This is a genomic window from Ruminococcus albus AD2013 (genome assembly GCF_000526775.1).
GTDB lineage: Bacteria > Bacillota > Clostridia > Oscillospirales > Ruminococcaceae > Hominimerdicola > Hominimerdicola alba_A.
Genome location: NZ_JAGS01000001.1, coordinates 3,332,979 through 3,354,651, shown reverse-complemented (window position 1 = coordinate 3,354,651; position 21,673 = coordinate 3,332,979). Strand labels below are relative to the sequence as shown.

Here is a 21,673-nt window from a genome sequence, read left to right as displayed (position 1 = left end):
TTTGTTATCGGAGCGGTATTTTTTCATATGAATATCAAAAGAAAAATCCGTCTTGACAGCACAATCAGATCATGATAAACTGTCAGATAGAAAGTTACTACCAATAATTATGACAGGAAGATCATTATGAAAACACAATGGATATTTTTCGATATAGGCTCGACCCTCATTGACGAAACAAAAGCCTACGAACACAGGATATACGATGCCATCGAAGGCACAGACATAACATTTGAGCAGTTCAATAAAATGCGAAAATACTTCGCATCGCAGAACCTGCGGGGCGATATAGAAGCAATAGAATACTTCGGTCTGAAAAGAACACCCTGGCACAGCGAAGACGAATATCCCTATCCCGATGCCGAAAAAGTGCTTGCATATCTCCATGGCAAGGGATATAAACTGGGTGTAATTGCAAACCAGTCCCCGGGCACGGAAGAAAGGCTTCACAGCTGGGGCTTGCTGAAATATTTCAGCACAGTGGCAGCATCAGCCGAACTCGGCATCTCAAAGCCTGACAAAAAGATATTCTTAAAAGCTCTGGAAATATCACACTGTTCCCCGGAAAATGCCACCATGATCGGCGACAGACTCGATAATGACATCTACCCCGCTATGTTACTTGGTATGAAAACGATCTGGATAAAGCAGGGCATATCAGCTTATCAGCAGCTTGATAACAACGGATCAGCCCCCGATCATATCATTAAAAGCCTTATAGAACTGACCGAAATATTCTGATATAAACTGACGGAAGCGGATACGATCAGCGTTACAGATAGGTATAAAATGTTCTATGGCCGTATCAATAATAACGGCTGATGTATTACCAATTTTTACTATATGCTGTCAATAGGGATTTGTCCTGTAAAAAGAAAAGGTAAATTTACAGTAAATGATATTGACTTTTTGAAATGTTTGTGGTATAATCTATTTACTAAAGGAAAACAGGAGGTAAATACCATGCTTGACCTTAAAAAAAAATTTAACGACACAAATGGCATATATGACGAATATAATAGAATATGGTTATCCCCTTAACACACCACAAGTAAGATCACTGAACCAAAGCAGCCAAGAGCCTTAAATACGCACTGTTTCCCAGCTTACGGCGGTTGAATTTGTAGCAGTATTCGGCAGCATACAACGCTGTATGGATCTTTTCGTTTCCGTGATAAGTTCCCATGATCATTGCTTTGAAGTTTGATATAACTTTATGCATCCAATTCAGCTGACCGCTTGTCGGATCATATGTCTCAAAAATATGGAAGTATTTCTGTGCCAGCGGCTTCTTGTAACTTCGGGCATTATCACTCTCGATCTTAGAACCTGCGCGGATATTATCCCTGGCAAATCTACCCACAGTTATACCCTTTAAATTCGGCACATCGCTCATTTTAACGTACTCGGGATTTCCTGCTGCGTTCTTTGATAAAGCTACGATCATCTTGACTTTTTCAGTTCCTCTGCCACGCTTTTTACCGTGAGTCGGAGCACCGAGATACGTGTCATCAAGTTCAACGATCCCGTCGAGCAAATAGCGTTCTTCACGGCATTTCATGGCTTTTCTGATGCGATGAAGGATGTACCAGGCAGTCTTGTAAGTCACGCCAAGAGTTCTCATTAGAGTAACAGCGGACACGCTGCATTTGTTGCTCATAACGAGGAATGCGGTGATTATCCACAGTCTGAGCGGAATATGTGTTCTGTGCATAAAAGTTCCGTTTGTGGCGGAAATATCTGCTTTACATAACTTGCAGCGCAGCAGATGACGTGACCTTATCCTGCGGTACTCAGAGCCACCGCAAAACGGGCAGGCAAAGCCCTTTTCAAAGCGGATATCAAGCAGAAAATCCTTGCAAAAGTCATCGTCTGCGAACTTTGAGTATATCCCATCAAGTGTGATCTCAGGTTTCGGAAATCTTTTTGACATAGCGACAGCTCCCTTCGGTTTCTGTCACTATTATACTATATTTTCTGGTTTTTGAGGTCTGTTTATTTGGACAGCATTGTAAATTATCTGTGGTGTGTTAAAGGGATAACCATGTAATAGAATGCCGTACCATGACAGCAACAATCATATGAACGTATATGACAACCCGCCGAAAGATCTGTACCGCGCACCATACGACCCGATGAATATGTCTGATGGTGTGATAAGGGGAACTTCAAGGGCTGATTATTCACCGTTGAAAAAAAGTCTTGCTATAACAGCACTTCTTTCTATAGCTGTAGTACTGATAGCCAAGCTTTTTGCAGGGAACGTTGTTCCGATCGGTTTCGGATTGCTCTTTTTCATCATTGGCAGCATTGTATTCTGGACTACCATTTTTAATTGCAGTTCAAAGAAAAAGAACTGTACTCAGCCTGTTACTGCAGTATGTCATGATCTTCATGTCTCTGTAAGCAGAGATTCTGACGGAACTACGTCTAGAACTTACAGCCCTGTCTGGAGATACTATTTTAATGGAAACTACTATGAACACCACGAAAGCAATTCAAGCAACATTGATGTTCCCCGCGTTGGTGAAGAGCGCACACTAATGATCGATCCGAGTGATCCTCTTACCATCTACCGCAAAAGTATCCCTCAGATGCTGTTCTTGCTGATATTCGGCTTAATATTCATGATTGTACCGATGCTTATGGTGATGATAGACTGATATTTCAAAGGCACAACTTTCATTGTGAAAGCTGTGCCTTTTTTCTATTGACCAAACAAAGACCAAGCAAAGAAACCATGCAAAACAAAAAGCTCTGAAACAACGGATTTACGTCATTTCAGAGCTAGTAACTAAGCGCCACCTGTTGGACTCGAACCAACGACCCTGCGGTTAACAGCCGCATGCTCTACCGACTGAGCTAAGGAGGCAGATATGCCAAAACACTCCGAAGAGTGTTTTGGGAGAGCCGGCGACAACTTATTTTCCCAGGCGGTCGCCCGCCGAGTATTTTCAGCGAAGATGAGCTTAACTTCTGTGTTCGGCATGGGAACAGGTGTGACCTCATCTCAATGATCACCGACTATTAATTGAGGACAATAACCTCAAAATTGAATAATGAAGGGTAATTTAAGGATTAACATAATTTAGGATAAGCCCTCGACCAATTAGTACACGCTAGCTTAATGCATCACTGCACTTACACTTTGTGCCTATCAACCTTGTAGTCTTCAAGGGGTCTTACTCATAAAGATGGGATATCTTATCTTAAGGGCGGCTTCACGCTTAGATGCCTTCAGCGTTTATCCGTTCCGCACATAGCTGCCCAGCTGTGCCACTGGCGTGACAACTGGTGCACCAGAGGTGCGTCCATCCCGGTCCTCTCGTACTAGGGACAGCTCCTTGCAAATATCCTACGCCCACGACAGATAGGGACCGAACTGTCTCACGACGTTCTGAACCCAGCTCGCGTACCGCTTTAATTGGCGAACAGCCAAACCCTTGGGACCGAATTCAGCCCCAGGATGCGATGAGCCGACATCGAGGTGCCAAACCTCCCCGTCGATGTGGACTCTTGGGGGAGATCAGCCTGTTATCCCCAGGGTAGCTTTTATCCGTTGAGCGACGGCATTTCCATTCACATACCGCCGGATCACTAACTCCAACTTTCGTTACTGCTCGAACCGTCATTCTCGCAGTTAGGCTCGCTTTTGCGTTTACACTCTGACGCATGGTTTCCATCCATGCAGAGCGAACCTTTGAGCGCCTCCGTTACTCTTTAGGAGGCGACCGCCCCAGTCAAACTGCCCACCTAACAATGTCCCCCGACTTGATTCAAAGCCGCAGGTTAGAACTCCAGCACTTCAAGAGTGGTATCCCAACAGTGACTCCACATCAGCTGACGCCAATGCTTCCCAGTCTCCCACCTATCCTGTACATGAAATACCGAAATCCAATATTAGGCTACAGTAAAGCTCCATGGGGTCTTTCCGTCTAGTCGCGGGTAACCGGCATCTTCACCGGTACTACAATTTCGCCGGGCGGGTTGTTGAGACAGTGCCCAGATCGTTACACCATTCGTGCGGGTCAGAACTTACCTGACAAGGAATTTCGCTACCTTAGGACCGTTATAGTTACGGCCGCCGTTTACCGGGGCTTCAATTCGATGCTCTCACATCTCCTCTTAACCTTCCGGCACCGGGCAGGTGTCAGCCCCTATACGTCATCTTTCGATTTAGCAGAGACCTGTGTTTTTGCTAAACAGTCGCCTGGGCCTATTCTCTGCGGCTTGATCACTCAAGCACCCCTTATCCCTAAGTTACGGGGTCAACTTGCCGAGTTCCTTAACAACCCTTCTCCCGTTGGCCTTAGAATCTTCTTCCTATCTACCTGTGTCGGTTTGCGGTACGGGCACCTAAGATATACATATAGCTTTTCTTGTCTCCGTCCATGATGACTTCTCTACTTATTTTCGATCCCTTACGACCGGGTCAACCATCGCCCGGCAACATCACTTTCGAAGCGTCCCTATACTTAAATCTTTCGGTGGCTACGGAATTTCAACCGTATGTGCATCGGCTACGCCTTTCGGCCTGACCTTAGCCCCCGGCTTACCCTGAGCGGACGAACCTTCCTCAGGAAACCTTAGATTTTCGGCCATTATGATTCTCACATAATTCTCGCTACTCATTCCGGCATTCTCACTCGAATAAAGTCCACCAGCGCTTCCGCTCTGACTTCACCCCTTATTCGACGCTCTCCTACCACTGTCATTACTGACAATCCCAAGCTTCGGTGTACATTTTAGCCCCGTTGAATTTTCGGCGCAGGGTCACTCGACCAGTGAGCTATTACGCACTCTTTTAATGAGTGGCTGCTTCTAAGCCAACATCCTGGTTGTTTATGCAACCCCACATCCTTTTCCACTTAAATGTACTTTGGGACCTTAGCTGTGGGTCTGGGCTGTTTCCCTTTTGACTGTGAGACTTATCTCACACAGTCTGACTCCCATGAATCGATTATCCGGCATTCTTAGTTTGATAAGGTTCAGTAATCTTTCGACCCCTAGCCCATTCAGTGCTTTACCTCCGGTAATCTGTCATGAGGCTAGCCCTAAAGCTATTTCGGAGAGAACCAGCTATATCCGAGTTCGATTGGAATTTCACCGCTAACCACACCTCATCCCCGGCCTTTTCAACGGACGTGGGTTCGGCCCTCCATGGAGTTTTACCTCCACTTCAGCCTGGACATGGTTAGGTCACTCGGTTTCGGGTCTATTGCATACGACTTATTCGCCCTATTCAGACTCGCTCTCGCTTCGGCTCCGTGCCTTAAGCACTTAACCTTGCCGCATACAATAACTCGCCGGACCATTCTACAAAAGGTACCCGATCACCCATTGACGGGCTCTCGGTGCTTGTAAGCATAGGGTTTCAGGTTCTTTTTCACTCCCCTCCCGGGGTTCTTTTCACCGTTCCTTCACAGTACTATTCGCTATCGGTCATTAGGTAGTATTTAGGCTTGGAGGATGGTCCCCCCATCTTCCCACGGGGTTTCACGTGTCCCGCGGTACTCCGGATACAGCTCGCTGCTCTGACTTTTCGCTTACGTGACTCTCACACTCTACGGTTCGTTTTCCCACACGATTCAACTAAATCATTACAATGCTAAATGCTGTCCAAAACCCCAAAGGTATTGCTACCTCTGGTTTAGCCTCTTCCGCTTTCGCTCGCCACTACTCACAGAATCTCGGTTGATTTCTCTTCCTCGCCCTACTTAGATGTTTCAGTTCAGGCGGTTCCCCCCATACAGCTATTTTATTCACTGTACAGTGCATGAGCATACTCATGCGGATTGCTCCATTCGGAAATCTGCGGATCACTAGATACTTGCTCTTCCCCGCAGCTTATCGCAGCTTATCACGTCCTTCATCGGCTCCTAATGCCAAGGCATTCTCCCTACGCTCTTATTAGCTTAACCTTAGAATTATGTTATCCTTAATGTTATGCTGATTGTAGTTTTCCCGACTAATTTCTTTTAGTCGTTTTCCTCATTTGCATTACTTTTAATATTGCTTCATTATTCAATTTTCAAGTTACTGTCAGAGGACTTTCGTCCTCAGTGGGCACAAGTGGACTCGAACCACCGACCTCACGCTTATCAGGCGTGCGCTCTAACCACCTGAGCTATGCGCCCAAACGAGTTATGTTCTTGCCTGTAGCTTGTCAGCTTTTCTCTCTGTCCTCGTCCCATGGTGGAGATGAGGAGGATCGAACTCCTGACCCCCTGCTTGCAAAGCAGGTGCTCTCCCAGCTGAGCTACACCCCCGTTTAAGGGACTCTTATGCTCTTTTAAAGATGCTTTAGACATCTTCAAAATTGAACAACCGACTGTTTCCACCACTTGCTGACCGGAGATTTGTTTATGAGAATTTTACTTCTCGCTTCTCCATAGAAAGGAGGTGATCCAGCCGCACCTTCCGATACGGCTACCTTGTTACGACTTCACCCCAGTCATCAATCCCACCTTCGACTGCTTCCTCCTTGCGGTTAGAACACAGGCTTCGGGTGTTACCGACTCCCATGGCGTGACGGGCGGTGTGTACAAGGCCCGGGAACGTATTCACCGCGGCATGCTGATCCGCGATTACTAGCAATTCCGACTTCATGTAGGCGGGTTGCAGCCTACAATCCGAACTAAGACTGCTTTTAGGGTTTTGCTCCACATCACTGTTTTGCTTCCCTCTGTTAACAGCCATTGTAGTACGTGTGTAGCCCAGGTCATAAGGGGCATGATGATTTGACGTCATCCCCACCTTCCTCCGTTTTGTCAACGGCAGTCCTGCTAGAGTGCTCTTGCGTAGCAACTAACAGTAAGGGTTGCGCTCGTTGCGGGACTTAACCCAACATCTCACGACACGAGCTGACGACAACCATGCACCACCTGTCTATACGTCCCCGAAGGGATTTCACATATCTCTATGCTATGCGTACGATGTCAAGACCTGGTAAGGTTCTTCGCGTTGCTTCGAATTAAACCACATACTCCACTGCTTGTGCGGGCCCCCGTCAATTCCTTTGAGTTTCAGCCTTGCGGCCGTACTCCCCAGGTGGATTACTTATTGTGTTAACTGCGGCACGGAAGGGGTCAGTCCCCCCACACCTAGTAATCATCGTTTACGGCGTGGACTACCAGGGTATCTAATCCTGTTTGCTCCCCACGCTTTCGAGCCTCAGCGTCAGTTAAAGCCCAGTAAGCCGCCTTCGCCACTGATGTTCCTCCTAATATCTACGCATTTCACCGCTACACTAGGAATTCCGCTTACCTCTACTTCACTCAAGAACTACAGTTTCAAGTGCAGTTCAGGGGTTAAGCCCCTAAATTTCACACCTGACTTGCAATCCCGCCTACGCTCCCTTTACACCCAGTAATTCCGGACAACGCTCGCTCCCTACGTATTACCGCGGCTGCTGGCACGTAGTTAGCCGGAGCTTCCTCCTTGGGTACCGTCATTATCGTCCCCAAAGACAGAGGTTTACAATCCTAAAACCTTCTTCCCTCACGCGGCATCGCTGCATCAGGCTTTCGCCCATTGTGCAATATTCCCCACTGCTGCCTCCCGTAGGAGTCTGGGCCGTGTCTCAGTCCCAATGTGGCCGTTCAACCTCTCAGTCCGGCTACTGATCGTCGGCTTGGTGGGCCGTTACCTCACCAACTACCTAATCAGACGCGAGCTCATCTTCCGGCAATAAATCTTTGATAGATAGGTCATGCGGCTTATCTATGTTATGGGGTATTAACAATCGTTTCCAATTGGTATCCCCCACCGAAAGGCAGATTGCTCACGTGTTACTCACCCGTCCGCCACTAGCTAGAGAGTGCAAGCACTCTTTCGCTCGTTCGACTTGCATGTGTTAAGCGTGCCGCCAGCGTTCGTCCTGAGCCAGGATCAAACTCTTAATTAAGTTGTATCCTAATACTCTTCTCAGAGTAATTAAAATCTCAGTTTCGTTTCACTGAACGTTTGCATTTTATAGTCTTTACTTGACTCTTACTTCGATTACCTCAAAGTATTTTCAAGGGTTTTCGTATTCTTGGTTGTTCAATTTTCAAGATGCCTTTCGTTGTCTGTCTTTGTCAGACAACTCATTTATTATACCACACTTTTCTTCGTTTGTCAACCCCTTTTCAGAAGTTTTTTGAAGATTTTTTTGAACTCTTTTCAGAGTTCTTTGTGCGTTATAAGCTGTTTTATTATACCACATTTTTCTTCGTTTGTCAAGCCCTTTTCAGAACTTTTTTGAAGTTTTATTTCCGAGCTTAGTTCTTTTTTATTGAACTTCTCTCTTGTGCGGTACTTTTTATTATATCACTTTTTTGCTCTTTTGTCAAGTGCTTTTCGTGATAAATTTTTGCTGCTTCTGAGTTTCGCTCTTCTGAACTGCTCCAGCGCTCGTTCTCTTATCCCTAAGTTTCCCGCGCTTTCCTACGCTCTTTCGTGCTCTCTCGTTGACAGCTTAATTATTATAGCACCTTTTTGCGCGTTTGTCAACACTTTTCGACGTAAAATGATTTTCATAATCAGGTAAATTTTCTGTACACTTTCTACAGTTAGATTCAACGTTCATTATCTAATAAAAAAGCCGCGGCATTTTCGTAACATCTGTCACAAAATACCACAGCATTTCTGTCAGAAAAGCATCATGTCCTCGCCTTCGGCAACGCTGGGCACGTACTCTTCGTTCTCTATAATATAGTCTATCACCCTGCAATAGAAATCAGTAGGGTTCATCTTTATCTTCGATTTGATAAAATTGGCCTGATCTTCATCAGGTGCATAAAGGTTTATATCCATAAGGGTCATATCTCCGTCGATATACCTGCATCCCACATTGAAACCGCTTCCCTCAGGTGTCACATCAAAGCTTATATCCATCTCGCTTTTCAGCTGTGCGAATAATCTGAGCCCCGACGCGTATATCTTGTCGCGCAGGCTCTTCTCCACCTGCTTCTTGAAGCTTTCCGCACCGCTCTTGCCCTTTTCCGTAAGACGATAGTACTCCGTTCCCTCTATCTCCGCCACCTCGATGGTTCCGTTTTCCAGCATAGCGCTTATAGCGGCTGTATAGTCGAAATAGTTGACTATCCCTTCTCCCGTCGCTATCTCCGTCAGCTGATTCGGTGTGCAGAGCTGATTTATCCTGCTGAGGAAATACGCCAGCAGTATCTGAACACGGTATACCTCCGTGACGTTCTTCATGCTCCCTGAAATAAAGTTTTCGGGATTATTTATCGTTGCCATCACCCTCCTTCGGGAAACTTTCTAAAAATTTGGGTATTCCAGCATATGGCTGAGTACAGCCAGACTTACCGCCGCTTCAACGCAGGGTACAGCACGCGCTACTATACACGGGTCATGTCTGCCCTTTACTACCAGTGTCTCGTTCTTCATGGCTGAATAGTCGATAGTCTCCTGAGGCTGTGATATTGAAGGCGTAGGCTTTACAGCCACCTTCAGTGTTATAGGCATACCAGAGGATATACCGCCCAGTATACCGCCGTGATTGTTAGTCTTTGTTACAACTATGCCTCTCTCATTGACATAGAACTCATCATTGTTCTCCGAACCAGTCATTTTAGCAACATCAAAGCCTGCACCGAATTCCAGACCTTTTATCGCAGGTATTCCGAATATCAGCTGTGCTATGGAATTCTCCAGACCGTCAAATATAGGCGAACCGATACCTGCGGGAACATTTATTGCGATGCACTCGATGATACCGCCCACACTGTCCTGATTTTCGCGGGCATTGAGTATCTCCTTTTTCATCTCATTTCCCTGAACATCGATAATTACGGGGAAATCCTTCTCTTTCAGGTCGATTATATCCTGTCTTGAAGTATTTATCGGGTCAAAAGCCTTATCCGTTATGCCGTGTATCTCCGAGATATGCGCACCTATATATATACCTCTTTTTTCCAGTATCTGCTGTGCCACAGCACCCGCAAAGCACAGGGGCGCAGTGAGTCTGCCCGAAAAATGTCCGCCGCCGCGTATATCGTTGAAACCACGGTATCTCAGGGCGCCTGTATAGTCTGCATGACCGGGTCTTGCCAGTCTGGAAAGGTTGTTGTAATCCTGCGAATGCTGATCGCTGTTAGCTATCATAGCCACCAGCGGAGTTCCCGTTGTCTTGCCGTTATGGAAACCCGAGATTATCTGCGGGATATCCTTTTCATTTCTCATAGTTGTCGTGCCGTCCTTTTTGGGCGCACGGCGAGCCATGAACTTGTATATCTTGTCCACATCTATGCTTTCCCCCGGGGGAACATTGTCCATGCAGACACCTATGGCGGGTCCGTGACTTTCACCGAAAACAGTGAAACTTATATTGTTTTTCCATGTTGATGACATCTTACTTTCCTCCTGTACTGAATCTATTCCTCAATTTCTCTGTGTACTTTGATATCTCACACATATCTGCGAAAGATATCAAAGCACACAAATGTGTGCTTTTTTCCTATCCGAGCAATCCTGCACGCAGCGAAGCATTCTCCGCCGCCAGGCTTTCCGCGTATTCATTAACGTCTTCTTCGTTGAATCCGCCCATCTTCACAGTACTCGGCACAGTTATATCCGCTTCCGGCGGCATCTGATATGGCGCACCGCTGTTCTTGGCAGCCAGTGCTTCTTCAAGCAGCACCTTTTCAGTCGTCAGCTTATCCAGCATCACAAGCGTTTCACGCTTGTCATAGCCGCCGCTTCTCGAAGTCCTGAGTATAGGCGGCATACCTGTTTCCGCTGCCGCAGGTGCAGAAGGTCTTCCCTCGTCATCTCCACCGAAAAGTCTGCTGAAAAATCCCATATCATTTACCTCCCGTCTTATCGTCTTTTTGATATACTCCCGTGAAGACCCGATATCACTCGTCCTTCTCGGTATCGCCCACTCCAAGCTGAGCCCGAAGATCGCTTATCTTAGCAAAAAGCTCATCAAAATAAGCATTGGTATCCTTTTCACTGAATCCGCCCGCCATCGCATGGCGTATCGGTGCCAGTTCCGTCTCCGCAGGTACAGTATAAGGCAATTCGAGCTTTTTCGCGTTCAGTGCCTGTTCCAGGGCGTATATCTCGTCCTGAAGCCTGTTTACTGCGAACAATGTTTCTTTCTTGTCATAACCTCCGAAACGAACAGTCCTGAGCATACCTTTTTCAGCCTGTCCGTCGCTCAGTTCGTCTATTTCTCCATTAAGGAGCTTTTCCAATATACCCATAAATCCATCCCCCTGTCATATGCCCGCACGGTCACCCCAACCGTACAATCGGCATCATCTGAAAAATCCTGTCTGTCCCGTAAAATAATCTCCTATCATATCTTCATGCTGCTTACAGTAAATCTCCGGAATCTCCCCTTTCCCGAAATATTTGAGTTCCAGCGTTTCCACGCCGTCTGTTTTCAGTTCGCCGCCGATCACCTCAGCCCCGAACAATGCCACCATCGGCTGTATCTTGTCTCCGTTAGAACATTCCGCACTATACCGCGAATATACCCCTATAAGCGTTTTCGCGCGGACTTTCAATCCTGTTTCTTCAAAAGTTTCTCTCTCCGCAGCCTCATGCAGTGCTTCACCCAGTTCTGCTATCCCTCCGGGAAGACCCCACTTCCCGCCGGGACGCTTCTGCAGGAGTATCCTGCCTTCATCGTCCTCGATAACAGCACAGGCAGCCGTCATGATAACAAGCTCATGCCCTACCATGCCGCGGATATATGATATATAATCGCCCATATCAGAATTCCTCTTCGTAATAGGCTTCAAATGCCGCATCTATACGTTCGCGGAGCCTTGCATAATCCTCTTCGCCACTGATAAAACCGTAGCAGGGCGTATCTCCGCCGCAGCATTTGCCGTAATCATCAAAGAACTGCTTTTCGTAGTACGTCTTTGCAAAGGGCAGTATGTCCTCCCGTATATCTTCGTCCCAGAGTTTGCCGTCGCAGTCCCACATCAGGAACTCCGCACCAGTCATGCGCCCTCTGCGGACATCTTCACAGTGATCGGGATCGGCTTCCTCGCCCTCGAATCCGTTCTCTATTATCCATCTCAGGAACATACCGATATGATTACCCGCAAGAAGCCATATCTCGTTTTCCTGTTCCTCGGTCAGCTCGCCTGTTATGCCGTGAGTCTCACGGTACAGTTTTTCCGTGCTGTCCCAGTGCCAGTCAGCTCTGTCGATAGCCATATCAGTCATCCCCCTCCCAAAAGGCAACAGCATTTTTTATAAAATCCTCAAAATTGTCGCCCAGATCGGTCAGATCGTCCTTATCTATCATCGCAGGAACATTGTAGTACCTGCCGTTTTCGTCAACACAGTAGAGTTCTCCTCCGCCGTCGCCGCCTATTGCCACATATCCGGGAAGAACTCTCCCCAGATCATAGTTGTCATATACCGTCTCCAGTTCTTCCAGCGGAAAAAGCACAAGGTATGTCCCGCCGACTTCTCCCTCGCCGCCGTTATGCTCACGCATGAACTCAAGGTAATCCTCGGGAAGCAGCACTCCGCCTATCTCCTCAACAGGCTCGCCCTTGTAGGCACTCCCGAACTTGAAACCGTCAAAACTCTCCATAGTATTACCTCCGAAAACAACCAATATGAACGATATACCACGCTGTACCGTCAAGTAAAACTCTTATAAAAAATATCTCACGCCGAAGTCTCAGATTTCCTCGGCTATGCCGCCCAGACTTCTGTATACTTCCCAGAAATCAGGATAGCTTTTTCTTACGCATTCCGCACCGCGGATCATCACGGGCTTTTCGCATCTTGTTGCGGCTATCGCCATAGCCATAGCTATGCGGTGATCGTTGTGCGCCGATACCTCGGCACCGCCCGCAAGACTTTCCTTACCCTTTATGATCAGGCTGTCCGCCGTTGCGGTAACATCTCCGCCCAGAGCATTGAGCGTTTCCTCCATTGCCGCCAGACGGTCACTCTCTTTCAGCCTTAGCCTTGCCGCATCGATTATTCTGCTCTCTCCGCCGCAAAAACTGCCCAGTACCGCCAATATAGGCACCAGGTCGGGTATATCAGCCGCACTTACGGTAAAAGGATTCAGCTTACCATTCTCATTATACACTATTTTCTCGCATATTTCAATGATTTTTTTATCACCTTGAAAAGAATTTTCGTTTAAGCCCCTGATATCCACTTCCGAGCCCAGAGAATTCGCCACTTCAAAGAACGCTCCCTGAGAATGGTCGCCCTCAACAGCACCGTCACACGCTACGAATTTCTGTCCTTCGGATATGATGAAGCTGTTCTCGGTCACTTCAACATTCACGCCGTATTTGCGCATTACGTCAATGGTCATATCCACATAAGGGCGTGATTCCAGATGTGAAGTCAGCACTATCTCGCTTCTCTCACCCGTCAGCGGCAAAGCCAGCAGAAGCCCCGTTATGAACTGCGAGGATATCCCGCCGTCTATCTCGTATCTGCCCCCTGTCAGCTTACCATTTATTGTGAAAGGCATGGTGTTGTTGTAATCGAACTCAACGCCATGACACGGAAATTCTTCCAGATAAGGAGTTATAGGTCTTTCGGGAAGCTTGCCCCTGCCAAGGAACTCCGTCCTGACACCCAGTGCCGCCGCCACGGGTATCAGAAATCTCAGCGTTGAACCGCTCTCACAGCAGTCCAGCACCGCGCTTTCGGGGGCATTGCCTATACCGCGAACGACCGCTCTGTCACCCTTGACTTCTATCTCAGCCCCCAGCTGACGCATAGCCTCAACAGTGGTCATTATATCCACCGAGGGGTACAACCTGTCTATCACCGAAGTCCCCTCAGCCAGTGCCGCCGCTATAAGCATACGGTGCGCCGCACTCTTTGAAGGCGGCGGTGTTACCGTGCCGCGAAGTTTTGTGGGGGTTATCTTTATATCCATACTATCAGTCCTTTATATTCGTTATCCGCCGCGGCTCAGCATCAGCCCGCTCACATCTCCGCGATGACAGCCGCTATCTCGTCCTCAGCTATCTCCTTGGCAAAATTATTCTCACCGAACTGCACTACCTCGCCTATTCCTTTCTGGAATACGAATCTCAGTTTGCCGTCCCTCACCTTTTTATCGGTGTAAAGTTTCTTGACCAGTGCCGCCTTGTCGATGTATTCAGGTACACGTACAGGCAGTTCAGCCCTCTCCAGCAGAGCTTCCACCCTCTGTCTTTCTTCAGCCGTAACAAATCCGTACTTCTCGCCCAGACGCGCCTGTGCCGCCATACCGATGGATACAGCTTCACCGTGATACAGCTCGTAATCCGATACAGTCTCCACTGCACGTCCCACAGTATGCCCGAGGTTCAGGACTTCCCTGAGACCGCTCTCCCTCTCGTCCTGCATCACCACATTGTACTTGACCTCGCAGTTGTGCTTTGCTATGTACTCGCAGGCTTCAACATCGCCATCAAATATCCTGCCGACGTTCTTCTCCAGATACTCAAAAAGCCCCCTGTCCCCCAGACAGCCGTGCTTTATCGTCTCCGCCAGACCGTTTGCTATCTGCTGTCTTGGCAGAGTTTTCCATGTATCTATGTCGATATATACCTTATCGGGCTGATTGAACATACCTATCAGATTAGTTGCAAGAGGAGTATCCACCGCTGTCTTTCCGCCAACCGAAGCATCAGCAGCCGCCAGCAGAGTAGTCGCATAATTTATAAAAGGCACACCCCTGCCGAAAGTTCCTGCCACAAATCCCGCAAGGTCGGTAACAACACCGCCGCCCACAGCAATAACTGCACAGTCGCGGCGGAATCCCTTTTCCAGCATAGCATCTTCCAGATACTCTTTCCACTTACGGGTCTTTGATTTCTCACCCTCGGGAATAACGAACATCTCAGCCGAAAATCCCGCATCTCTCAGCATACCGAGTATATCCGATGCATACAGCCCCTCAACGATGCTGTCAGTTATCACAGCGAACCTCTTTTTGCCTGTAAGTCCGCCTTTCAGGTCATCGATAAGCTGTTTCTGCAATCCGTGACCTATCTCTATATCATAGGTGTCGTCCACCACTTTTTTCAACTCGCATCTGAATACCATTTTCATCACTCTTTCTATGACGGTGTATTTAACGATTTAACGGTTTAAAACCAATATACTTTATTATATCATATCTTACAGAAAAAGTAAATACATCCCGACCCATTTTTCAGCAGATAAATCCCACAAAAAAAGGGGACTCTGGGGTGTTATGTTCTGCTGGTTTTTATGCCGTTTTCAGTTCAAAAACGGTCGGGGAGTATATTTTTCGCCCGAAACGAAATAGGTATATACGGAACGCTTTAGCACGCTAATACAAAAGTTGACAATGTTGACAAAACGTTGAAAGGATTTTCAACGCTTATTTTCCCCGAAGTTTCGGGATTTTTGCCCAAACGTTGAAAACGTGACAGGGGTAAGTGTAAAAATGAAAATATATAGTCATTAATTCCAATATATGGTAAATTTACTTAAAATGGCTACCATAGAACTTGTCACCATTTTTCAATTTTCGTATACACCCCGTCATCATTTCAACGTTTAGGAGTTTTGACCCTCAAACCGCGTAAAATCGGGCTTTTAAATGTTGACAACTTGTGTCAACGTTTGTCTACGTTTGTCAACGCTTGTCATACATTATTCATAAAATATAATTGGGTTTACCTTGATGATCGTTTTAGGTTTAACCGCTCTTTTGGTTCGTTCTTCAACTATCTTAATGTAGTTAAGTTCTTCCAGCAGTTCCAATGGTTCTTGCATTTCAATACTGCTCAGCCTTGTTATCTTCTTTGATAGCAGCTCGCCTTTTGTGATCTCGTCCACTTTGTGGTACAATTCTTTCGTTGGTTTAATGTTTTTTGCAATTATATTACATGGTTATCCCTTTAACACACCATTACAAAGTGCTATATAACACGGTAATATCGTGTCGTAGTTATCATTCCCCCGCCTGCGGCGGGTGAGGATAACCGCCAAGTGTTTCAAGTTCCGATATAATACTAATTAATGTAGTGTGTCATCGGGATAATCATAAATTATTTTATTCTATCGTGTTTTGTTTGAACCATTCCATATATTCTTTTTTATGGCGAATAAGGAATATAAATTCATCAATTTCAAAAACCATCTCGATTAATGAATTTTTTGCATATTCAGCCGCAACTGTATCTATGATATGAACTTCATTTTTATCGTTTGAAATTATATACTGATTTCCATCTAAAAAAATACCTTTATAACCGCTATCGTTGCAGATCATATCAGAATATTCCTGTATTTTTGTTTCATCATTCGCCTTTATAAATCCAACAATGATATCAACATCATCAATATCACCTACATCAATAAATAAATAATCCTCAAACATATTTATTGTCATACGATCATATTTTTTCATTATATTTTCAATCGTCATAATATCACCTATTTTATGAAATTTTGCACGGAAAGACATTCCAGACTTGATCAAAGTCATCATAAATTAATTTAATATGCGTTTCTCCTTTACAAATTCAACCGTCGTAAGCTGGGAAACAGTGCGTATTTAAGGCTTTTGGCTGCTTTGGTGCAGTGATCTTACTTGTGGTGTGTTAAGGGGATAACCATATTATATTATGCCACAAAAAGAAGAGCTTGGCACTGCCAGGCTCTTTTTCTTTGTTGGGGCTGCAACAGCCCCTCGGATATTTGATATTGCAGATGTCCCTGCCAAGAACTGCGTATCTGCCGATCACTTTCCCGCTTTTTTATGTAAAGAACGGAACTCCGCAGGAGAGAGCATCTCATGCTTCTTGAACACCGCGCAGAAATAACTGCAATCGTTGTATCCAACCTTTGTCGCTATCTCGTTGATGTTCAGCTTGTCTTCCAGCAGGAATATCTTAGCCTGCTGTATACGCTTTCTTGCAAGATACTCAAAAGGACGCAGATTCAGACATTCCTTGAAAAGTCTGCAAAGATACTGGGGCGAAAGGTCGATAAGATCAGCCAGCTCCACCAGCGTAAGCTCCTTGTAGAAATTCGTGTCGATGTAGTTTATAACAGGCTTCAGCTGATTCAGCTTGGTGCTGTCATGGCCGCCGTTCTGCATATTAGTTACCCTGTGCAGCTCGATCAGGAACTGGTACAGGTGCATCGAACATTCATGTCCTGCATAATAGTAATTAGTCTTCAAAAGGTACAGTATCTTCTTGAATATAGCCTCAACACCGCTCAGGTCGCTGATGTGTACCACCTTAGCCTTGTCCAGCTTAATGTGTTCAAGCGTGTACTGCGCATCTCTGCCCGAAAATGCTATCCAGTGTGTCTCCCATATGTCCTCCACAGGATAATACTCATGGGGCACATTAGGTGGAAGATACATAGCATCTCCCGCTTTTACAGGGAACTCGCCGTCAGCAATTTTAAGAACGCCCGCACCTCTTGTACAGTATATTATCTGATATCCGGGATAACCGTCCTCTCTGATAAAATGCCACTCTCTGTCCCTTGCGCCCGCACCCAGTACGAACAGCGGAAGTGATACCTCATCACCCAGCACAGGATAGTAAAAATCTGTCATAAAAAATCGCCCGCCTTTTATGAAACCTCTATGGGATCATAATATTCAAATTCTCTTATACAATAATATCACAACAAAGCTAAAATGTCAATACCTTATTCGGATATTTTTAAAGATCCGATCTCAAAAGCTCGCTTAAAAATCGTGTTATCGAGCAAACAACCGTTCTGCTGTATTGTCATTCTTTTGACAATGCAGTTTAAAATTTTCTTTTTATCACACCTGATACAAATTATTTAAAATTTTTCAACATAAAAAGAGAGGACAGCACCTCGCCGTCCTCCCCGATTATTTTTAAATTCAGTCCATAGTAACTATCTCTTTGTAGAACTCAGCGTAATCATTTCTGTTGTCCTTGGTGAAAGCGATAGCAGTTCTGGGGTGCTGGTTCAGCAGACCGGTCATGAGGTACTGGAGATCATAGCCCCATACAACGCCCTGTTCGCGCATCTTTGTCATGTGCTCGTCAATGAACTTGATAACAGGGAAAACATTGTACTTGGGATTTTTCAGGAAACCGAGCAGAAGCTCCATAGCGCAGTTGCCCGCACCTCTGCCCATTGAAGCATAAGTAGCATCCAGCCAGTCAACACCGTCACCAACAGCCTCGATAGTGTTTGCAAAAGCAAGCTGCTGATTGTTGTGTGCGTGTATACCGATCTTTTTGCCGTACTTCTCGGCATACTCAACATACAGCGCAGCAAGTCTCTGCATCTGCTCGGGATACATAGCACCGAAGCTGTCAACGATGTATATTACATCAACAGGGCTCTTGCCGAGTATATCCAGCGCCGCACGAAGATCGCCCTCCTGTGCTGTGGATATAGCCATGATATTGCAGCTTACCTCGTAGCCCTTGTTCTTTGCGTTCTCTATCATATCAACAGCTGTGGGTATCTGGTTGAGGTATGTAGCAACTCTGATAAGGTCGATAACACTGTCATTTCTGTCAATGATATCCTCCTTGTAGTTGCATCTGCCAACGTCAGCCATAACAGCTATCTTGAGGTCGGTGTCATTGTCGCCCACAACAGCTCTCAGGTCGTCCTCATCGCAGAACTTCCACTTGCCGAACTTGGTCTTATCGAACATTTCCTTGTCGCCCTTGTAGCCGAATTCCATATAGTCAACGCCTGCCTTGATATTTGCAAGGTACAGGTCGTGTACGAACTTGTCGGTGAAGAAGAAGTCATTTACCAGACCGCCGTCACGCAGTGTTGCGTCTACCACCTTTATACTGTCTCTGTAATTCATCAGATTGGATATCTCTTTCATATCATACATCTCCCGTTTAATAATTCGCTATATGCTTTATGCAGTCTAAGCTTTAAATCACTAAAGCAAAGTATAGCACACTTGGCTCGAAAATGCAAGTGCTTATCCAATATTTTATATATAGTTCACACATTTTTGTGTATTTAGTAAACTTCTACCCCACACTTCCGATATTGGTTTGTATATCACTGCTAATTTTCAAAAATCAAAGAGAAAATACCATTCCATTTTTCTTCTCTACTGCCCCTACCGTCCTGTCAATAATCATGAATCATCAGCTGCTATTGACAAAACTTTGTTAATAAGGTAAAATATATTATAGTAAACGACATTCAATTTTCACCCGCCGAAATAAGGAACAGGCTGGAAATTTATGTCGTTTACTGTATGTATGAATCACTAACTGGAGGCAATTTAATGAGCGAAAACAAAAAAAACTGCGTCAAAGTTCAAACTCCCCAAAGGCTGGGATTTTGATAATATCGCAAAACTGATCTACATCATGATAGTATGCGTGTGCGGAATGTTCATGAGACATAAACTCATGCCACACACTTCAAGAGATATGTGGCTGTACCTCGAAAGATGGTACAACTACTTCGCCGAACACGGCGGTTTCAAGGCGGTGGGCGACGATGTGGGCGATTACACCCCTATGTATTACTACTACATAGCGTTCCTAACCTATTTCAAAAGTTCCTCACCTCAGCTGGGGCTGAAGATACTTTCGATAATATTCGACTTCATAACAGCCATATACGCCATGTGGATAGTCGAGCTTTCGGATAAGAAAAGCAAGAACCCCCACCTGCCCGTAATAGCATTCGCCGCAGTATTCTGCCTGCCGACTGTTGTACTCAACTCCGCTACCTGGGGTCAGTGCGATGTCATCTACTCCTGCTTCCTTGTAATATGCCTTTATTATATGATGAAAGGCAAGGATAACGTAGCGATGATAATGTTCGGCATAAGCTTATCATTCAAGCTTCAGGCAATATTCTTCGCACCTTTCATAGGCATAGCCCTCTTCAAGAAGAAGATACGTCCCCTTAACCTGCTGTGGATACCCGCTGTATACGTTATAAGCATACTCCCCGCAACATTCGTCGGCGGAGATTTTATCCGCCTGCTGACAGTTTACTTCCGTCAGTCGGGTCAGTACGAAGACCTCTGTATGTCCCTGCCCAACCTCTGGGCACTCTGGGAGGAAGTTGAAAACGAACTTCTCGGACCTGCGGGCATATTCTTCGCAGGTGCCTGCGTTGTCACCGTGATGTACTACTACATCACCAAAAAGGAACTGAAACTCACAAATAATACCATGGTGGCACTTGCCATGATATCCTCTTTCGTAGTACCATTTGTACTGCCCCATATGCACGAAAGATATTTCTACCTTTCCGAAGTAATGTTCGTTATATTTGCATTCTGCTACAGAAGCAGACTCTGGCTGATATTCACTTCCCAGTTCTGTTCCGTACAGGCGCTTTCGGGCTACCTTTTCGGCAAGGGTTCCATGGACAGAAGATTCCTGCTGCTTATCGAGATAGTCAACATCGTTGTGGTATACCTCTGCCTTAAAAAGGAGATAGAAGAACCCCGCGATGAAGAAGTTGTAATGTGCTTTGAGAAAAAGGCAGAAAAAGCATGAAAATAGAGCATACTGCCCTCTATGTCAGCGACCTTGAAGGCGCAAAAGATTTTTTCACAAGGTATTTCCAAGCCGAAAGCGGCGAACTTTACCGCAACCCAAATACGGGATTTTCTTCCTGCTTTCTCACATTTGATGACGGTGCAAGGCTTGAGATAATGAACAAGCCCAACATCTTTGAAGACGATAACAGGGTATCCCGAATGGGCTATGCCCATATCGCATTCAGTGTCGGCAGTAAAGAAAAAGTTGATGAACTGACAAAGCGCATCACCGATGACGGATTCCGTCTTCAAAGCCCCCCGAGAGTAACAGGCGACGGCTATTACGAAAGCTGTATCATCGGGTTTGAGGGCAACCTCATCGAGATAACGGTATGACAAGGAGACAGACCATGAAAAAGATATGTATACTTACAGCCGCTGTAATTCTGGCTTTCGGGCTGAGTTCCTGCGGAAATAAAGACTCACACACCTATAAAAGACAAACAAGCTCAAAAGCAAGTGCCGAAAGCAAGGCAGATACTTCTTCTGATACAGATGATGACTCAGTGACCGATGCAGAAAGCTCCGAAGTTATCACCGAAGAAAGCGAAAAATCAGACGAAAGCAAACCTGCCGAATCAAAAGCCGAAAAAAAGCCTGCCACTACTACTTCATCAAAGGCTGACAGCCTGCCCGATGACGGCAAAAGCTACGTCTTTGATGACCCGAGCGGCGATGTAGCAGTTGCTAAAAACGAAGACGGCACGATCACTGTGGCTATACCCTCAAACAGCATAACAAATGAAGAAGCCAATTACTCTGACCACCACATCATCAAAAAGGAAGAGGTCAAAAGCGATGAAAACGCCGATATGACCTACATTACCATTGATGAAAATTACTACAATACTCTTGCAGAAAAAAACATAAATTCCAGCAGGGAAACTCTCGATGATCTTATCGCCAACGGTCTTGATTCCTATGAAACGGTAACAGATATCACCTACAACGATGATCTCACCGATTTTACTATCCATGTTAAAAACAGGGAAGCTTTTGAAAAAAGCGAGGATAAGGAGATAACCTCGGTAATTGAAAGCGCTGCATCAGATTACCACACATATTCTCTTCATGAAGATGTTACGCTCACTTTCCATTTCGTCGATGCTGACGGAAACGAATTTCTTAAAGAAGTTCTGGCAAGCGATTGATACCCCT

Annotated in this window: 19 protein-coding genes, 3 tRNA genes and 3 rRNA genes; 5 read left to right on the top strand and 20 right to left on the bottom strand. The window is 45.8% G+C overall.

From position 1 onward, the window contains the following. Positions 1-126 precede the first annotated feature (126 nt). Entirely contained in the window at positions 127-741 is a 615-nt protein-coding gene (locus tag N773_RS0115125; RefSeq protein WP_043537876.1) for an HAD family hydrolase, read from the top strand. Between the two features lie 316 nt (positions 742-1,057). Here the strand turns inward: N773_RS0115125 and N773_RS0115120 are convergent, their stop codons facing one another. Further along, complete coding sequence (locus N773_RS0115120) at positions 1,058-1,933, bottom strand: IS1595 family transposase (protein ID WP_024856826.1); 876 nt, start codon at positions 1,931-1,933, stop codon at positions 1,058-1,060. 148 nt (positions 1,934-2,081) lie between these two features. On the opposite strand from N773_RS0115120, the gene N773_RS0115115 reads away from it, so the two are divergent. Further along, positions 2,082-2,663, top strand: a complete 582-nt coding sequence (locus N773_RS0115115; protein WP_024858573.1) for a DUF3592 domain-containing protein — start codon at positions 2,082-2,084, stop codon at positions 2,661-2,663. 136 nt (positions 2,664-2,799) lie between these two features. Here the strand turns inward: N773_RS0115115 and N773_RS0115110 are convergent. The 19 genes from N773_RS0115110 to N773_RS0115020 all read right to left on the bottom strand — a co-directional run bounded on the left by N773_RS0115110 (position 2,800) and on the right by N773_RS0115020 (position 18,820). Then, positions 2,800-2,872 (bottom strand) — tRNA-Asn (locus N773_RS0115110). A 36-nt stretch (positions 2,873-2,908) separates the two neighbouring features. Then, positions 2,909-3,025: ribosomal RNA gene (gene rrf / locus N773_RS0115105) — 5S ribosomal RNA — on the bottom strand. A 64-nt stretch (positions 3,026-3,089) separates the two neighbouring features. After that, positions 3,090-5,921, bottom strand: a 23S ribosomal RNA gene (locus N773_RS0115100). Positions 5,922-6,063: 142 nt separating this feature from the next. Then, positions 6,064-6,137 (bottom strand) — tRNA-Ile (locus tag N773_RS0115095). Positions 6,138-6,193: 56 nt separating this feature from the next. Next, positions 6,194-6,269 (bottom strand) — tRNA-Ala (locus N773_RS0115090). 126 nt (positions 6,270-6,395) lie between these two features. Then, positions 6,396-7,906, bottom strand: a 16S ribosomal RNA gene (locus tag N773_RS0115085). Together the 16S, 23S and 5S rRNA genes with 3 tRNA genes alongside form the textbook arrangement of a ribosomal RNA operon. A 725-nt stretch (positions 7,907-8,631) precedes the next feature. Continuing rightward, a complete protein-coding gene (locus N773_RS0115080) occupies positions 8,632-9,243 on the bottom strand; it encodes a DUF4364 family protein (protein WP_024858572.1) in 612 nt (203 codons plus the stop codon). Positions 9,244-9,264: 21 nt separating this feature from the next. Then, positions 9,265-10,356, bottom strand: a complete 1,092-nt coding sequence (aroC, locus tag N773_RS0115075; protein WP_024858571.1) for a chorismate synthase — start codon at positions 10,354-10,356, stop codon at positions 9,265-9,267. Between the two features lie 106 nt (positions 10,357-10,462). Further along, entirely contained in the window at positions 10,463-10,807 is a 345-nt protein-coding gene (locus N773_RS0115070) for a hypothetical protein (RefSeq protein ID WP_024858570.1), read from the bottom strand. A 55-nt stretch (positions 10,808-10,862) separates the two neighbouring features. Continuing rightward, positions 10,863-11,213 (bottom strand): hypothetical protein, encoded by a 351-nt coding sequence (locus N773_RS0115065; RefSeq protein WP_024858569.1) that lies wholly within the window; start codon positions 11,211-11,213, stop codon positions 10,863-10,865. A 54-nt stretch (positions 11,214-11,267) separates the two neighbouring features. Then, positions 11,268-11,726 (bottom strand): NUDIX hydrolase, encoded by a 459-nt coding sequence (locus N773_RS0115060; RefSeq protein ID WP_024858568.1) that lies wholly within the window; start codon positions 11,724-11,726, stop codon positions 11,268-11,270. 1 nt (position 11,727) lies between these two features. Next, complete coding sequence (locus tag N773_RS0115055) at positions 11,728-12,183, bottom strand: hypothetical protein (protein ID WP_024858567.1); 456 nt, start codon at positions 12,181-12,183, stop codon at positions 11,728-11,730. Position 12,184: 1 nt separating this feature from the next. Then, a complete protein-coding gene (locus N773_RS0115050) occupies positions 12,185-12,568 on the bottom strand; it encodes an SMI1/KNR4 family protein (protein WP_024858566.1) in 384 nt (127 codons plus the stop codon). A gap of 90 nt (positions 12,569-12,658) precedes the next feature. Next, positions 12,659-13,888, bottom strand: a complete 1,230-nt coding sequence (aroA, locus tag N773_RS0115045) for a 3-phosphoshikimate 1-carboxyvinyltransferase (RefSeq protein ID WP_024858565.1) — start codon at positions 13,886-13,888, stop codon at positions 12,659-12,661. Positions 13,889-13,938: 50 nt separating this feature from the next. Further along, positions 13,939-15,045: a 3-dehydroquinate synthase gene (aroB, locus tag N773_RS0115040; protein ID WP_024858564.1), complete on the bottom strand. Its 1,107-nt coding sequence runs from the start codon at positions 15,043-15,045 to the stop codon at positions 13,939-13,941. Positions 15,046-15,621: 576 nt separating this feature from the next. Further along, the gene (locus N773_RS0115035; RefSeq protein WP_024858563.1) at positions 15,622-15,807 is read right to left on the bottom strand and encodes a hypothetical protein; all 186 of its coding nucleotides are present in this window, start codon (positions 15,805-15,807) and stop codon (positions 15,622-15,624) included. Between the two features lie 217 nt (positions 15,808-16,024). Beyond that, positions 16,025-16,381 (bottom strand): hypothetical protein, encoded by a 357-nt coding sequence (locus N773_RS0115030; RefSeq protein WP_242840399.1) that lies wholly within the window; start codon positions 16,379-16,381, stop codon positions 16,025-16,027. A gap of 333 nt (positions 16,382-16,714) precedes the next feature. Further along, positions 16,715-17,545, bottom strand: coding sequence for an AraC family ligand binding domain-containing protein (locus N773_RS0115025; protein WP_024858561.1), 831 nt, complete (start codon positions 17,543-17,545; stop codon positions 16,715-16,717). A gap of 300 nt (positions 17,546-17,845) precedes the next feature. Next, the gene (locus N773_RS0115020; protein WP_024858560.1) at positions 17,846-18,820 is read right to left on the bottom strand and encodes an aldolase catalytic domain-containing protein; all 975 of its coding nucleotides are present in this window, start codon (positions 18,818-18,820) and stop codon (positions 17,846-17,848) included. Positions 18,821-19,322: 502 nt separating this feature from the next. On the opposite strand from N773_RS0115020, the gene N773_RS0115015 reads away from it, so the two are divergent. From N773_RS0115015 to N773_RS0115005, 3 genes are read left to right on the top strand one after another with little or no spacing between them, the layout of a single operon-like run. Then, positions 19,323-20,471: a glycosyltransferase 87 family protein gene (locus N773_RS0115015; RefSeq protein ID WP_024858559.1), complete on the top strand. Its 1,149-nt coding sequence runs from the start codon at positions 19,323-19,325 to the stop codon at positions 20,469-20,471. Further along, positions 20,468-20,851, top strand: a complete 384-nt coding sequence (locus tag N773_RS0115010) for a VOC family protein (protein ID WP_024858558.1) — start codon at positions 20,468-20,470, stop codon at positions 20,849-20,851. The genes N773_RS0115015 and N773_RS0115010 overlap by 4 nt, the downstream gene beginning before the upstream one ends. A 14-nt stretch (positions 20,852-20,865) precedes the next feature. Continuing rightward, positions 20,866-21,666 carry an LptM family lipoprotein gene (locus N773_RS0115005; protein ID WP_024858557.1) on the top strand — a complete coding sequence of 267 codons (801 nt, stop codon included), beginning with the start codon at positions 20,866-20,868 and terminating at the stop codon, positions 21,664-21,666. Positions 21,667-21,673: the final 7 nt, after the last annotated feature.

Excerpts from the sequence above, each read along its gene's own strand:
- N773_RS0115050 (WP_024858566.1), bottom strand. The coding sequence starts at position 12,568 with ATGGAGAGTTTTGACGGTTTCAAGTTCGGGAGTGCCTACAAGGGCGAG.
- N773_RS0115125 (WP_043537876.1), top strand. The coding sequence starts at position 127 with ATGAAAACACAATGGATATTTTTCGATATAGGCTCGACCCTCATTGAC.
- N773_RS0115055 (WP_024858567.1), bottom strand. The coding sequence starts at position 12,183 with ATGGCTATCGACAGAGCTGACTGGCACTGGGACAGCACGGAAAAACTG.
- N773_RS0115060 (WP_024858568.1), bottom strand. The coding sequence starts at position 11,726 with ATGGGCGATTATATATCATATATCCGCGGCATGGTAGGGCATGAGCTT.
- N773_RS0115025 (WP_024858561.1), bottom strand. The coding sequence starts at position 17,545 with ATGACAGATTTTTACTATCCTGTGCTGGGTGATGAGGTATCACTTCCG.
- aroB (WP_024858564.1), bottom strand. The coding sequence starts at position 15,045 with ATGGTATTCAGATGCGAGTTGAAAAAAGTGGTGGACGACACCTATGAT.
- N773_RS0115065 (WP_024858569.1), bottom strand. The coding sequence starts at position 11,213 with ATGGGTATATTGGAAAAGCTCCTTAATGGAGAAATAGACGAACTGAGC.
- N773_RS0115080 (WP_024858572.1), bottom strand. The coding sequence starts at position 9,243 with ATGGCAACGATAAATAATCCCGAAAACTTTATTTCAGGGAGCATGAAG.
- N773_RS0115120 (WP_024856826.1), bottom strand. The coding sequence starts at position 1,933 with ATGTCAAAAAGATTTCCGAAACCTGAGATCACACTTGATGGGATATAC.
- N773_RS0115015 (WP_024858559.1), top strand. The coding sequence starts at position 19,323 with ATGATAGTATGCGTGTGCGGAATGTTCATGAGACATAAACTCATGCCA.
- aroA (WP_024858565.1), bottom strand. The coding sequence starts at position 13,888 with ATGGATATAAAGATAACCCCCACAAAACTTCGCGGCACGGTAACACCG.
- N773_RS0115030 (WP_242840399.1), bottom strand. The coding sequence starts at position 16,381 with ATGAAAAAATATGATCGTATGACAATAAATATGTTTGAGGATTATTTA.
- N773_RS0115070 (WP_024858570.1), bottom strand. The coding sequence starts at position 10,807 with ATGGGATTTTTCAGCAGACTTTTCGGTGGAGATGACGAGGGAAGACCT.
- N773_RS0115005 (WP_024858557.1), top strand. The coding sequence starts at position 20,866 with ATGAAAAAGATATGTATACTTACAGCCGCTGTAATTCTGGCTTTCGGG.
- aroC (WP_024858571.1), bottom strand. The coding sequence starts at position 10,356 with ATGTCATCAACATGGAAAAACAATATAAGTTTCACTGTTTTCGGTGAA.
- N773_RS0115020 (WP_024858560.1), bottom strand. The coding sequence starts at position 18,820 with ATGAAAGAGATATCCAATCTGATGAATTACAGAGACAGTATAAAGGTG.
- N773_RS0115115 (WP_024858573.1), top strand. The coding sequence starts at position 2,082 with ATGAACGTATATGACAACCCGCCGAAAGATCTGTACCGCGCACCATAC.
- N773_RS0115010 (WP_024858558.1), top strand. The coding sequence starts at position 20,468 with ATGAAAATAGAGCATACTGCCCTCTATGTCAGCGACCTTGAAGGCGCA.